16 protein-coding genes are annotated in these 12045 nt (G+C 70.4%); 13 read left to right on the plus strand and 3 right to left on the minus strand.

The features are described from left to right. From H7A73_RS08870 to H7A73_RS08890, 5 genes are all read left to right on the plus strand, one after another. Complete coding sequence (locus H7A73_RS08870) at positions 1–516, plus strand: ArsR/SmtB family transcription factor (protein ID WP_110861584.1); 516 nt, start codon at positions 1–3, stop codon at positions 514–516. A 157-nt stretch (positions 517–673) separates the two neighbouring features. Next, positions 674–868: a helix-turn-helix domain-containing protein gene (locus H7A73_RS08875; RefSeq protein WP_182065655.1), complete on the plus strand. Its 195-nt coding sequence runs from the start codon at positions 674–676 to the stop codon at positions 866–868. A gap of 109 nt (positions 869–977) precedes the next feature. Beyond that, entirely contained in the window at positions 978–1076 is a 99-nt protein-coding gene (locus H7A73_RS08880) for a 30S ribosomal protein bS22 (protein WP_003792170.1), read from the plus strand. Between the two features lie 87 nt (positions 1077–1163). After that, positions 1164–1418: a glutaredoxin family protein gene (locus H7A73_RS08885; protein WP_182065656.1), complete on the plus strand. Its 255-nt coding sequence runs from the start codon at positions 1164–1166 to the stop codon at positions 1416–1418. Next, complete coding sequence (locus H7A73_RS08890; protein WP_182065657.1) at positions 1415–1708, plus strand: Dabb family protein; 294 nt, start codon at positions 1415–1417, stop codon at positions 1706–1708. Before H7A73_RS08885 ends, H7A73_RS08890 begins: the two co-directional genes overlap by 4 nt. A 125-nt stretch (positions 1709–1833) precedes the next feature. On the opposite strand, the gene aspS is transcribed toward H7A73_RS08890, so the two are convergent. Then, positions 1834–3174, minus strand: coding sequence for an aspartate--tRNA(Asn) ligase (aspS, locus tag H7A73_RS08895; RefSeq protein ID WP_182065658.1), 1341 nt, complete (start codon positions 3172–3174; stop codon positions 1834–1836). A 171-nt stretch (positions 3175–3345) separates the two neighbouring features. On the opposite strand from aspS, the gene H7A73_RS08900 reads away from it, so the two are divergent. Both H7A73_RS08900 and H7A73_RS08905 read left to right on the plus strand, forming a co-directional pair. After that, a complete protein-coding gene (locus tag H7A73_RS08900; RefSeq protein WP_182065659.1) occupies positions 3346–3681 on the plus strand; it encodes a hypothetical protein in 336 nt (111 codons plus the stop codon). Further along, a complete protein-coding gene (locus H7A73_RS08905) occupies positions 3681–3902 on the plus strand; it encodes a hypothetical protein (RefSeq protein WP_182065660.1) in 222 nt (73 codons plus the stop codon). Before H7A73_RS08900 ends, H7A73_RS08905 begins: the two co-directional genes overlap by 1 nt. Here H7A73_RS08905 and H7A73_RS08910 read toward each other — a convergent pair. Next, entirely contained in the window at positions 3879–4280 is a 402-nt protein-coding gene (locus tag H7A73_RS08910; RefSeq protein ID WP_371830603.1) for a MerR family transcriptional regulator, read from the minus strand. The two genes, H7A73_RS08905 and H7A73_RS08910, sit on opposite strands and share 24 nt — an antisense overlap. Before the next feature lie 42 nt (positions 4281–4322). On the opposite strand from H7A73_RS08910, the gene H7A73_RS08915 reads away from it, so the two are divergent. The 6 genes from H7A73_RS08915 (at position 4323) to ccsB (ending at position 10652) form a co-directional block, all read left to right on the plus strand. Beyond that, entirely contained in the window at positions 4323–5816 is a 1494-nt protein-coding gene (locus H7A73_RS08915) for a SulP family inorganic anion transporter (RefSeq protein ID WP_182065661.1), read from the plus strand. 67 nt (positions 5817–5883) lie between these two features. Next, positions 5884–6540, plus strand: coding sequence for a histidine phosphatase family protein (locus tag H7A73_RS08920; RefSeq protein WP_111038113.1), 657 nt, complete (start codon positions 5884–5886; stop codon positions 6538–6540). Next, positions 6537–7175, plus strand: a complete 639-nt coding sequence (locus H7A73_RS08925; RefSeq protein ID WP_182065662.1) for a TlpA family protein disulfide reductase — start codon at positions 6537–6539, stop codon at positions 7173–7175. Before H7A73_RS08920 ends, H7A73_RS08925 begins: the two co-directional genes overlap by 4 nt. A gap of 45 nt (positions 7176–7220) precedes the next feature. Beyond that, positions 7221–7919 (plus strand): cytochrome c biogenesis CcdA family protein, encoded by a 699-nt coding sequence (locus H7A73_RS08930; protein ID WP_110861628.1) that lies wholly within the window; start codon positions 7221–7223, stop codon positions 7917–7919. Continuing rightward, complete coding sequence (locus tag H7A73_RS08935) at positions 7903–9627, plus strand: cytochrome c biogenesis protein ResB (protein WP_182065663.1); 1725 nt, start codon at positions 7903–7905, stop codon at positions 9625–9627. The genes H7A73_RS08930 and H7A73_RS08935 overlap by 17 nt, the downstream gene beginning before the upstream one ends. 5 nt (positions 9628–9632) lie before the next feature. Continuing rightward, positions 9633–10652, plus strand: a complete 1020-nt coding sequence (gene ccsB / locus H7A73_RS08940; protein ID WP_182065701.1) for a c-type cytochrome biogenesis protein CcsB — start codon at positions 9633–9635, stop codon at positions 10650–10652. Between the two features lie 275 nt (positions 10653–10927). Here the strand turns inward: ccsB and H7A73_RS08945 are convergent, their stop codons facing one another. Then, positions 10928–11923: an o-succinylbenzoate synthase gene (locus H7A73_RS08945; protein ID WP_182065664.1), complete on the minus strand. Its 996-nt coding sequence runs from the start codon at positions 11921–11923 to the stop codon at positions 10928–10930. Positions 11924–12045 lie beyond the last annotated feature (122 nt).

A 12045-nucleotide genomic window follows, 5' to 3' on the forward strand; every position in this document is an offset into this window, starting at 1 on the left:
ATGGCCGACATCTTCTCCGTCGTGGCGGACCCGACCCGGCGCGAGCTGCTCGGCACGCTGTTGTCCGCCTACGGTTCGGACGTCACCGGCGGGGAGCTCAGCGTCGGCCAGCTCGTCGAACGCCTCGGGGTGAGCCAGCCCACGGTGTCGAAGCACCTGCGTGTCCTGCGTGACATCGGTCTCGTCACCAGTCGCGAAGAAGGGCAGCACCGCTACTACCGGCTCGACCCCGAGCCGCTCGTGCGCCTGGAGGACTGGGTCCTGCCGTTCACGGGCGCGGTCGACGCCGACGGCACCCCGGCCACCACCGCGTGGACGCCGGACGGTCAGCCCGTGTCGATCCGCCGGAACGGCGCGGCTGGCAAGGCGACCGTCGAGGTGGGCACCGAACTCGGCCGTGTGATGGCCGAGGCGTCGTACCGGGCCACCGCGGCGATCTCCGGCGCCCAGCAGGGCTGGGAGCGTGTCGTCGACCGCAGCCGCAAGCGCTTCACCCGCCGGGGCGACGAGGACTGAGCCCTGCCGCACGGGCTTCCGAGCACCGGGCGGGACCGGTGCGCGCTGCTCGGACCGGTCCTGGACACCGGGTCGCACACGCCTCTACAGTTGCCACTGACCACACAGGTCACACCACTCCCGTGCGCAGCGCGCGTGCGAGCCCCGAAGGCGGATCATGACCGGCAGTTTCGACGACGTGCGCTTCCTCACCGTCGCTGAGGTCGCCGACATGATGCGCGTCTCGAAGATGACCGTGTACCGGATGGTGCACGCCGGTGAGCTCCCCGCGATCCGCTTCGGCCGCTCCTTCCGCGTCCCCGAGTCGGCCGTCGCCGACGTGCTGCGCGGTGGCGTGGCGGACGTCGGCTGAGCGCGCGTTCGACATCACAGCGGGCAGCCGGTAGACTCGGGCAGGTTGATTTTCCGCGGTCTCTTCGGCCCGGTGTCCGTACATCAGCATCAGTCCGAGCGAGGTCCACATGGGTTCTGTCATCAAGAAGCGTCGTAAGCGCATGGCGAAGAAGAAGCACCGCAAGCTCCTTCGCAAGACGCGTCACCAGCGCCGCAACAAGAAGTAGACCCGCACAGGTCTGCGCAGGTCGGAGGACCTGCACGAGAAGCCCCGGTTCGCCGGGGCTTTCGCGTTCCCGGACTACGCTGGGACCATGCCCGCAGTGACGTTCCTGACGAAGCCCGGATGCCACCTCTGCGACGACGCCCGACCCGTGGTCGAACGCGTCGTCGCCGACCACCCGGGGGTCACCCTGCAGGAACGCTCGATCCTCGACGACGACGCCCTCCGCCAGGAGTACGCGGAGGACATCCCCGTCGTGCTCATCGACGGGCGCGTCCACAGCAACTGGCACGTCGACGCCGACCGGCTCGCACGTGCGCTCGAGAAGGCCGGTGCCCGCGCATGATCTCCCACGTCGTCTCCTGGTCCCTGCGGAACGACCTCGACCGCACCGCGTCGATCGCCCGCATCCGTGAACTCCTGACCGGCCTGGTCGGCACCGTCGAGTCGATCCGCTCGCTCGAGGTCGTCGAGAACGTCGCCTACCCGGACAAGAACCACGACGTCGCCGTGGTAGCCACCTTCGACGACCTCGCCGGGCTCGACGCGTACCAGGTGCACCCGGAGCACCAGGCCGCGGCAGCGGAGATCCGTGAACTGGTCACGGCGCGGGCCGCCATCGACTGGCAGAGCTGAGCCGGGCCTCCCGTCCGGGTCCGGCGCTCGCGCTCGTCGCTTCGTGAGCAGCAATGGTCGCCTCCCGCACCGGGAGGCGACCATTGCTGCTCACGAAGTGCGCGCGGCCTCGCCGCGCTCGGTGCCTACGGGGTCAGGCGCGTCGGGCCACGGAACAGGTACGTGACCTCGCGGATCGACGGCTCACCGAGCATCAGCATCAGCACGCGCGCGAGGCCCATGCCGAAGCCGCCGTGCGGCGGGACGCCGTAGCGGAAGAAGTCGAGGTACCAGCCGAGTTCCTCCGGGTCGAGGCCCTTCTCGACGGCCTGCGCCTCGAGCACGTCGACTCGGTGCTCACGCTGGGCACCCGTGGAGATCTCGGCACCGTTGAAGATGAGGTCGTAGCTGTTGGTGACCGACGGGTCGCCCGGCTTGCGCATGTGGTAGTAGGGGCGGATCGAGGCGTCGTACTCCGTGACGAACACGAACTCCGAGCCGTGGTGCTCCTTCGCCCAGGCGGCGACGCGGCGCTCGCCCTCGGGGTCCAGGTCACCGTCGGCGCGGACGACGTCGTAGCCGCTGTCGGCGACGATCTTGCGCGCGTCGGCCAGGGTCACGCGGGGGAACGGCGTCGCGGGGACCTGCAGCTCGAAGCCGAAGACCTCCTCGATGTCCTTGCCGTACTTCTCCTTGACGGCGGTGATGCCGGCGACCAGGACCGCTTCGTGCATCGCCATGACGTCCTCGTGGGACTCGATCCACGAGAACTCGGCGTCGATGCTGGTGAACTCGGTCGCGTGGCGGCTCGTGAACGAGGGGTCGGCGCGGAAGGCGTCGGCGATCTCGAACACCGCACCGAAGCCGGCCGGCTGTGCCATCTGCTTGAAGTTCTGCGGCGACTGGGCCAGGTAGGCGGTCGTCTCGAAGTACTCGAGCTGGAACAGCTCGGCGCGCGACTCGGACGCCGACGCCATGAGCTTCGGGGTGTGGATCTCGATGTAGTCGCGGTCGACCCAGTACGTGCGGAAGGCGTGCTCCAGCGTCGTCTGGATGCGGAAGATCAGGTTCTGCTTGCGGTTGCGCAGGTCGAGGAAGCGCCAGTCGAGACGCTTGTCGAGCGACGAGTCGTCGGCGATCGGGGTCTCCGGGATCGCGGCGCTCACCACCTGCAGCGCACCGATCTTGACCTCGAGCCCGCCGAGCTTCACGCGCTCGTCGTGCTTCAGCGTGCCGGTGACGTGCACGAAGGTGCCGTGTGCCAAGCCGGAGATCTCGGTGGTGGTCGCGAGCGCGGACTGTGCGGCGTCGTCGCCGTCCTCGGCCTCGCGCGTCGCCGGGTTCACGAGCTGGACGGCGCCGGTCTCGTCGCGCAGCACGACGAACTGCACCTTCTTCTGGTCTCGGACGGTCTCGACCCATCCGGCCACGGAGACGGGACCGTCGGGGAGGGCTGCCAGGTCGGCGATGCGGGTGCGTTCGATCACGGTGGTCGAGTCTAACCGCCTGCGTCCGGGGGCGTGGGCGGCAGGGTTCCTCCCTCCACAGGGCCGCCTGCGTCCGGCGTTCTCCACCGATGGCCGGGAGGCCCGTGGTGGCGTGCGTGCGGTCCGTAGCGTTCTCGACGTGGCCGGGTCGCGGGACGAGAGGGGGACCGGGTGGGGACGGGGACAGGGGAGCTCGCGACCTGGCCGCCTGCGGCGGTCGCGGTGGTGGTGGCGGCACTCTGCACGGCGGCCTTCACGCTGCTCGTGGCGGTCGTCGGCGGGTTGTGGGCGGTGCTGCGATGGCGGCGGGACGTCGCGCGCGAGGAGCGTGACCGCGCCTGGCAGCGCTTCGTGTGGATCGTCGACCAGGCGTGCGACCGCGACGTCGGGCGGGCCGAGGTCGGTCTCGTCGGTGCCGACGCGATGTACGACATGCAGATGCTTCGCGAAGACGACGCGGTGCTCGGCACGATGGTGCTGGGACTGATCACGGGGAAGGAGCAGTGATGGTGGTGGAGGATCCGGTGCTCGCGTTGGTCGCGCGGCGGCAGGAGGAGTGGCGCCGACGCATCCGGCGGAAGTACCGCCTGCGGCCGTGGAAGGCCCGGCGGCTCATCTGGGAACACGACGAACTGATCCGGCGGCAGGCCGAGTGGCGGGCAGCGCGGTCGGAGCGCCGGAGGCTGATCGAGTCCGGACAGCTCTCAGGGGAGCGAAGCGCGGAGTGATCCGAGCGTGCCGATGAACTCCTCGGCCATGCCGGCCCGCTCGACGAGCTTGGCGTGGCGGGCTCGGGCGTCCTCGAGGTACGCGTCGAGGCGGGCCGCCAGCGCTGGTTCGTCCTCGGGGTCCTTCGTCGCGAGGGCGTCGACCACGCGGAGCAGCTCGGCCATCTCGTCGAGCGTGAACCCGAGTGGCTTCATCCGGCGGATCACGAGCAGCCGTTCGAGGTCCTGCGCCGTGTAGACCCGGAACCCGCCGGTGGTGCGGCCGCTCGGAACGAGCAGTCCGACCTCGTCGTAGTGCCGGATCGTGCGCAGGGACATGCCGGCGCGGTCGGCGAGCTCGCCGATGTGCATCGTGTCGGGGACGTCGCTGGTGCTCACAGCGCACGACTCTACCCTCACGTGAGGGTAGAGTTCCGAGTGATGTCCGTGATCACCCACGCGCCGACGGCCCCGAGCGTCCTCGCCGCCCTCCGCTCGCCCCGCATGCTCACCCGAGAGGTCCTGGCCGGCATCGTCACCGCGCTGGCCCTCATCCCCGAAGCGATCTCGTTCTCCGTCGTCGCCGGGGTCGATCCCGCGGTCGGCCTGTTCTCGAGCGTCGTCATCGCGATCGTGATCTCGATCGTCGGTGGTCGCCCCGCGATGATCTCCGCCGCCGCCGGCTCCGTGGCGCTCGTCATCGCCCCGCTCGTCCGCGAGCACGGGATCGAGTACCTGGTGCCCGCGATCGTGCTGGGTGGCGTGTTCCAGCTCGTGCTCGGGTTCCTCGGGGTGGCACGGCTGATGCGCTTCATCCCGCGCAGCGTCAACGTCGCGTTCGTGAACGCCCTCGCCATCCTCATCTTCACCGCCCAGCTGCCGAACCTGCTCGGCGACGACGTGCCGTTCGTCGTCTGGCCGCTGACCGTGCTCGGCATCGCGATCATCGTCGGCTTCCCGTTCCTGACGAAGGCGATCCCCGCACCGCTCATCGCGGTCGTGGTGATCACCGGCATCACGATGGTGTTCAGCGTCGCCGTACCGACGGTCGGCGACGAGGGCGCCCTGCCGACGGCGCTCCCGGGCTTCGGCGGCATCACGACGCCGTTCACCTTCGAGACGCTGCAGGTCGTCGCCCCGTACGCGTTCGGCGTCGCGATCGTCGGTCTGATCGAGACCCTGCTCACCGCGCAGCTCGTCGACTCCATCACGGAGACGGGGTCGAGCAAGTGGCGCGAGTCGTGGGGCCAGGGCGTCGCGAACATCGCGTCCGCCTTCTTCGGTGGGACCGGCGGCTGCGCGATGATCGGCCAGACGGTGATCAACGTGAAGACCGCGGGTGCCCGGACCCGCGTCTCGACCTTCGCCGCCGGCGTCTCGGTGCTGGTCCTGACGATCGTGCTCCACGACCTCGTGGCCCAGATCCCGATGGCGGCACTGACGGCGGTCATGCTCATGGTCTGCGTCGCGACCTTCGACTGGCACAGCATCCGACCGCGCACCCTCCGACGGATGCCGCTCGGCGAGACCGCGGTCATGCTCGTCACCGTCGTGGTGGTGGTCGTGACCGAGAACCTCGCGACCGGGGTGCTCGTGGGTGTGGTCGTGGCGGCCCTGGTCTTCGCCCGCCGGGTGGCGCACGTGGTGACCGTGGTCCGCGAGCCCGTCGACGACCGCACCGTGCGGTACCGGGTCCGGGGGGCGCTGTTCTTCGCCTCGTCGAACGACCTCGTCACACGGTTCTCGTACGCCGAGGACCCGGAACACGTGATCATCGACCTGGCCGACGCCCACGTGTTCGACGCGTCGACGGTCGCGGCGCTCGACGGGGTCGAACAGCGGTTCGCGAAGCACGGCTCGACGGTCGAGGTGGTGAACCTCGACACGGGGTCGATCGCGCTGCACGGGCGGCTCTCCGGTGAACTCGGCGGCTGAGTGCTTCCGCATCCGGTGAATCACCTGAGGGGGCGGTGGGAACGGCGGGCGACCTACACTGGAACCCATGCCTGCGACCCGTCTCCACCTCGTCCGGCACGGAGAGGTGCACAACCCGGGCCGCGTCCTCTACGGCCGGCTCCCGGGCTTCGGGTTGAGCGACCTCGGCACGCGGATGGCGCAGGCCTCCGCGACCGCCTGGAAGGACGCCGGTGTCGACGTGCGACGGATCGTCGCCTCCCCGCTCCAGCGCACGCAGGAGTCCGCCGCACCCTGGTCGGCCGCCTACGGCCTCGACGTGACGCTCGACGAGCGCCTGATCGAACCGACGAACCGCTACGAGGGGCAGCCTCCCGGGTTCACGAAGCGCTCGCTCGGCCGCCCGGCGGAGTGGCCGTGGATCGCGAACCCGCTGCGTCCGAGTTGGGGCGAGGCGTACGAGTCGATCGCCAACCGCATGCTCGCGGCGATGACCACGGCGTGGGAGAGCGTGGACGAGGGCGACGTCGTCCTGGTCAGCCACCAGCTGCCGATCTGGATGGTCCACCGGAAGCTCGCGGGGGAGCCGCTGTGGCACGACCCGCGCAAGCGCCGCTGTGACCTGTCGAGCATCACCACCGTCGAACGTGTGCCCGCCACGTCGACCGGTCGGTTCACCGAGGTCGGGTACGCGGACCCCGCGCAGGAGCTGCGCGCGACCGCCGTCGACGAAGGAGCAGTGTGAACAGCACGAGCAGTGTGCGCATCATCAGCAAGCGGTTCGCGGTCCTCGCAGCGACGGCCGTCGCCGCCGTCCTCGTCCTGTCCGGCTGCTCGTCGGACAGCGGCGGCATCGCGAAGCAGTACGGCAACGGCACGACCCAGAACTACATCTCCGGTGACGGCGCCGTGACCGAGGTCTCCGCGAAGGACCGCACCGACCCGGTCACCTTCCGGGCCGAGGACTCGAACGGTGACACCGTCTCGTCGAAGGACCTCCGGGGCAAGGTCGTCGTCCTGAACTTCTGGTACGCCAGCTGCCCCCCGTGCCGCGCCGAGGCGAAGTACCTCAACCAGGTGCACGACGAGTACGCCGACGCCGACGACGTCGCGTTCATCGGTGTCAACGTCCGTGACGAAGCGGCGACCGCGGCCGCCTTCGAGCGCACCTTCGACGTGCGGTACCCGACCGTCCTCGATCAGCGCACGGGCACGATGCAGCTCGCGATGTCCGGTCAGATCGCACCGAACGCGGTGCCCGCCACGATCGTCCTCGACACCAAGGGGCGCGTGGCCGCCCGGGTCCTCGGGGCGATCGACGGCACGAGCATCCTGCAGACCCTGGTCAGCGACGAGCTCGACGCCGGCAAGGCCTCCTGACCCGTGACCTCCAACCCCTTCGCCGACGCGATCCTGAGCGGCCAGATGGCCGTGGCGCTGCCCGTGGCGGCGCTCGCCGGGCTCGTGTCGTTCCTGTCCCCGTGCGTGCTGCCGCTCGTGCCGGGGTACCTCGGGTACGTCGGCGGTGTCGCCGAGGGCGGGCAGCGTCGGGGTCGTGTAGTGCTCGGCGTGCTGCTGTTCATCGCCGGGTTCACCGCGGTGTTCGTGGCGTACACGACCGTGTTCGGGGCGCTCGGCTTCTGGCTCGTCCGCTGGCGCGACCTCATCACGCAGGTGCTCGGGGTCGTCGTGATCGCGATGGGCCTGGTGTTCGTCGGTCGGTTCACGTTCCTGCAGCGCACCATCAAGCCCGGCTGGACCCCGGCCACGGGGCTCCTCGGTGCCCCCCTGCTCGGCATCGTGTTCGGGCTCGGCTGGACCCCGTGCCTCGGCCCGACCCTGGCGGCCATCAACCTGCTCAGCGTGCAGTCGGGCAGTGCCTGGCAGGGCATGTGGCTCGGGGTGGCGTACTGCCTCGGGCTCGGCATCCCGTTCGTCCTCGTCGCCCTCGGCGCCGGCTGGGCCACGGGGGCCATCGCGGCGGTGAAGCGTCACATGCGCACCGTCAACATCATCGGAGGAGCGATCCTGATCGTCATCGGTCTGCTCATGGTCACCGGTATCTGGTCGGCCGTCATGTCGAGCGTCGGGGCGGTGATCCAGAGCTTTGTCCCCGCGGTCTGACCTCAACGAGCACGTCCCGACGGGTACGGGCGACGGGGCCGACAGCGCCTCCGACCCGCAGCGACCGTCGGACCACGTCGACGGCTCCGGCCCCACCGACGGCGGCGTCAACCAGCCGAAGCTCGGCTTCGTCGGGTACCTCCGCTTCTTCTGGCGGCAGCTGACGAGCATGCGCACGGCGCTGTTCCTGCTCATGCTGCTCGCCCTCGCGGCGATCCCGGGCTCGCTCGTCCCGCAGCGCACCGCCGACCCGAACGGCGTCGTGCAGTACAAGGCGGACCACCCGCAGCTCTACCCGGTCCTCGACAAGCTCCAGGTCTTCGACACCTACACCTCGGTGTGGTTCTCCGCGATCTACCTGCTGCTCTTCATCTCGCTCATCGGCTGCATCGTGCCCCGCACGAAGCACCACTGGCAGGCACTGCGGACCCGTCCACCGAAGACCCCCGCGCGCCTGACGCGACTGGCGGGCTTCCGCACCGTGGCGGTGCAGCCGGACGCGATGATCGACGGGACGACCGGGATCGACGCGACCACGGGCCTCCCGTCCGCCGAGCACGCGGTGACGCGCGCGATGGCGATCCTGAAGCGGTCCGGGTACCGCGTCGAGCGGTTCGGTGACTCGGTGAGCGCGGAGCGCGGCTACCTGCGCGAGACCGGCAACCTGGTGTTCCACGCCGCCCTCGTCGGGGTGCTCCTGGCGGTCGGCGTCGGCGGCGGCTTCGGCTTCACCGGACAGCGCCTGCTGGTCGAGGGCCAGACGTTCTCGAACGTGCTCGGCTCGTACGACTCGTTCAACCCCGGTCGCTGGTTCCAGCAGACCGACCTGCAGGGCTACAACCTCCGGCTCGACAAGTTCGTGACGAAGTACGAGGAGCGCAACCTCGACGCCCTCGGGCAGGCGCTCGACTACTCGGCCACCGTCACGAGCACCGAGAAGGGCGGCCAGCCGAAGACGAGTCGCCTCGGTGTGAACGACCCGCTGCACGTCGGTGGCACGAACGTCTACCTGCTCGGCAACGGCTACGCGATGCAGGTCACGGTGCGCGACGGCGACGGCAACGTGGCCTTCAAGGACGTCGTGCCGTTCCTGCCGGAGGACGCGAACTACACCTCCACCGGCGTCATCAAGGTGCCGGACGCCAAGCCCGACCAGCTCGGCATGGTCGGGTTCTTCTACCCGACCGCGTCGAAGCTCGCGAGCGGCGCGTACTCGAGTGCCTACCCGGACACCCAGAACCCGCTGCTGACGCTGCAGGTCTACACGGGTGACCTCGGGCTCGACAGCGGTGTGCCGCAGAGCGTGTACACGCTCAGCACCAAGGGACTCGACCAGATCGCCGGTCGGCAGTCGGACACCGCGAGCATCGCGTTGCAGCCCGGCCAGACGAAGAAGCTCCCCGAGGGCGCCGGGTCGATCACGTTCGACGGCGTCAAGCGGTACGTCTCCCTCGACGTCCACCACGACCCGTCGCAGCTCTGGGTGGGCGGGTTCGCCCTGCTCTCCACCCTCGGCCTGCTCACCTCGCTGTTCGTCCCGCGCCGCCGCGTCTGGGTGAAGGTCGTCCCGCGCCGCGACGCACCGGGCGGCGAGTACGACCTCGAGTACGCCGGACTCGCGCGCGGCGAGGACCCGAACCTCGAACGGGCCGTCGCGGACATCGCACAGCGCCACACGTCGGACCTCGGAGTTAGGATGCCCCAGTGAACGACATGACCACGAACCTCGCGACCTACTCGGTCGTGCTCACGTACTCCGCGATGGCGGTGTACGTGGTCGCGTTCATCTCGTTCGCCCTCGACATGGCCAAACGCTCCGGCGACGTCACGGCCGCCGCGAAGAACGCGGGTGCGGACGACAGCTCGGCCAGGGCGTCCAGCGCTGCGGCAGCACGCGGAGCGAAGACGGTGGCGACCGTCCGCGGCGGCACCGTCGTGCTCGAGCAGGTCGCCGCGCCACCGTCGGGTGGCTCCGCCGGACGCGGCACGAAGTTCGAGCGCGTCGGCATGGCGATGACGATCCTCGCGCTCGTCCTGCACGTCGCCTCGGTCGTCCTCCGCGGCATCGCGGCCGACCGTGTGCCGTGGGGCAACATGTTCGAGTTCTCGCTGACCGGCACGGCGCTGATCACCCTGATCTTCCTGCTCGTGCAGTTCTGGCAGAACCTGAAGTTCCTCGGCGTCTTCATCACCGGCCTGACGATCATCCTGCTCGGCATCGCGACGGTGAACTACTGGGTCCCCGTCGTCCCGCTCCAGCCGGCCCTGCAGTCGTACTGGCTGGTCATCCACGTGTTCGTGGCGATCGCCGGCACCGGGTTCTTCGCGCTCGGCGCGGGTCTCGCGGTGGCGCAACTCGTGCAGACGTACCGCCAGGGCCGCACGGCCACCGGCAGGCTCCGCTTCATGGCGACGCTGCCCGACGCCGACCGGCTCGAGGTCCTGACCTACCGCGTCCTGCTCGTCGGCTTCGTCCTCTGGACCTTCACCCTCATCGCCGGTGCGATCTGGGCCGAGCGTGCGTGGGGTCGCTACTGGGGCTGGGACACCAAGGAGGTCTGGACCTTCATCATCTGGGTCGTCTACGCGGGCTACATCCACGCCCGTGCGACCCGCGGCTGGCGCGGTGCGCGGTCGTCCTGGCTGGCCCTCATCGGCTTCGCCGCGGTGATGTTCAACTTCTCGGTCGTGAACGTCTTCTTCAAGGGCCTGCACAGCTACTCGGGTCTGTGAGCCGCGTGGGTCGCTGACGCGGCCCTGGTCGCGACCACAATCGGACGGGAGGCACGGTGCCAGCTGGCACCGTGCCTCCCGTCCGTCGTCCGGGGTGCGTCGAGAGCCGCGACCGGTCCGGTGGACCCCGGTAGTGGTCACGACATGCCGTGTGCGGAGCGGCGCGGGCGCACGAACCGTCGTTCCGGGGCCGTCCGAACGACGGAACGCGCGATCTCGGTGAACGCGAGCGGCGTGTCCTGCGCCTTCGACGGACCCGACCGGGTGCGGGTGCGCTACCCGGCGGCGGCCGCGAGCACGGCGTGCACGCGCGCCACCCGCTCACGCCACCACGCCGTGCGCTCTGGCGACGCGGCGGAGCGCTGCACCAGCTCCGGCGTGACGTAGACCCGACGCACCGGCACCCGACCGCCGACCGGCAGCAGCGGATCGGCCGTGACGTCCCCGGCGAACATCGCCGCCGTCCCGAGCCCTGCGGCGTACCCCGGGGTCATCGCCGCGGCGGCGAGGAACGCCCCCATCCCGAGCCCGACCGAGGTGTCGAGCGCGCTCGAGACGACGCACGGCAGCCCGGCGTCGGCGATGACGGCACGCGCCGCGGTGATCCCCCCGAGCGGCTGGGCCTTCACGACCAGGACGTCGGCGGCACCGGCCCGTGCGACGGCGAGGGGGTCGGTCGCCTTCCGGACGCTCTCGTCCGCCGCGACCCGGACGCCGAGGCCGGCCGTCCGTGTCCGGAGCTCGGCCAGCTCGGGCACGGTCGCGCAGGGCTGCTCGGCGTACTGCAGGTCGAAGGGAGCGAGGCGTTCGAGTGCCGCGGCGGCCTGGTCGACGCTCCACAGGCCGTTCGCATCGACCCGGACCGCGGCCTCGGGCCCCATCACCCGCCGGACCGCGGCGACACGGGCGACGTCGTCGTCGACGGTCGTGCCGGGCTCAGCGACCTTGACCTTGGCCGTGGTGCAGCCGGGGTACCGCCCGAGCAGGTCGGCGACGTCGTCGGCGGCGATCGCCGGGACGGTGGCGTTGACCGGCACGGAGTCGGCGGCGGGTTCGTGGTCGATCCACCCGAAGTCGACCGTGGCCCGCAGCCAGGCGGCGGCTTCGGCGTCGTCGTACTCGACGAACGGCGAGAACTCGGTCCAGCCGGCGGGGCCGCGCAGCACGACCGCCTCGCGCGTCGTGATGCCGCGGAACCGGACCCGCATGGGCAGGGCGACCACGTGGGCGTCGGCGAGGAGTTCGGCGAGGTCGGGGAGCACGTCCGCCATCCTCCCACCGCACCCAGGGCCCCTGCCGGTTCCTCGGAGGGGACCGCCAGGGCAGGGCACTAGCATGCATCGGTCGGCCTCGGTCGGCGAGGGGAACGACCCGGAACGAGGGAGGCTCGGTG

This window comes from Curtobacterium sp. ME12, from assembly GCF_903970855.1.
GTDB classification, from domain to species: Bacteria; Actinomycetota; Actinomycetes; order Actinomycetales; family Microbacteriaceae; genus Curtobacterium; species Curtobacterium poinsettiae_A.

Bases quoted from the DNA above. Each gene is read 5' to 3' on its own strand.
- H7A73_RS08905 (WP_182065660.1), top strand. From the start codon at position 3,681: ATGGTGGTGGAGGATCCGGTGCTCGCGTTGGTCGCGCGGCGGCAGGAG.
- H7A73_RS08945 (WP_182065664.1), bottom strand. From the start codon at position 11,923: ATGGCGGACGTGCTCCCCGACCTCGCCGAACTCCTCGCCGACGCCCAC.
- H7A73_RS08875 (WP_182065655.1), top strand. From the start codon at position 674: ATGACCGGCAGTTTCGACGACGTGCGCTTCCTCACCGTCGCTGAGGTC.
- H7A73_RS08880 (WP_003792170.1), top strand. From the start codon at position 978: ATGGGTTCTGTCATCAAGAAGCGTCGTAAGCGCATGGCGAAGAAGAAG.
- H7A73_RS08890 (WP_182065657.1), top strand. From the start codon at position 1,415: ATGATCTCCCACGTCGTCTCCTGGTCCCTGCGGAACGACCTCGACCGC.
- H7A73_RS08930 (WP_110861628.1), top strand. From the start codon at position 7,221: ATGGCCGTGGCGCTGCCCGTGGCGGCGCTCGCCGGGCTCGTGTCGTTC.
- ccsB (WP_182065701.1), top strand. From the start codon at position 9,633: ATGACCACGAACCTCGCGACCTACTCGGTCGTGCTCACGTACTCCGCG.
- H7A73_RS08870 (WP_110861584.1), top strand. From the start codon at position 1: ATGGCCGACATCTTCTCCGTCGTGGCGGACCCGACCCGGCGCGAGCTG.
- H7A73_RS08885 (WP_182065656.1), top strand. From the start codon at position 1,164: ATGCCCGCAGTGACGTTCCTGACGAAGCCCGGATGCCACCTCTGCGAC.
- H7A73_RS08920 (WP_111038113.1), top strand. From the start codon at position 5,884: ATGCCTGCGACCCGTCTCCACCTCGTCCGGCACGGAGAGGTGCACAAC.
- H7A73_RS08915 (WP_182065661.1), top strand. From the start codon at position 4,323: ATGTCCGTGATCACCCACGCGCCGACGGCCCCGAGCGTCCTCGCCGCC.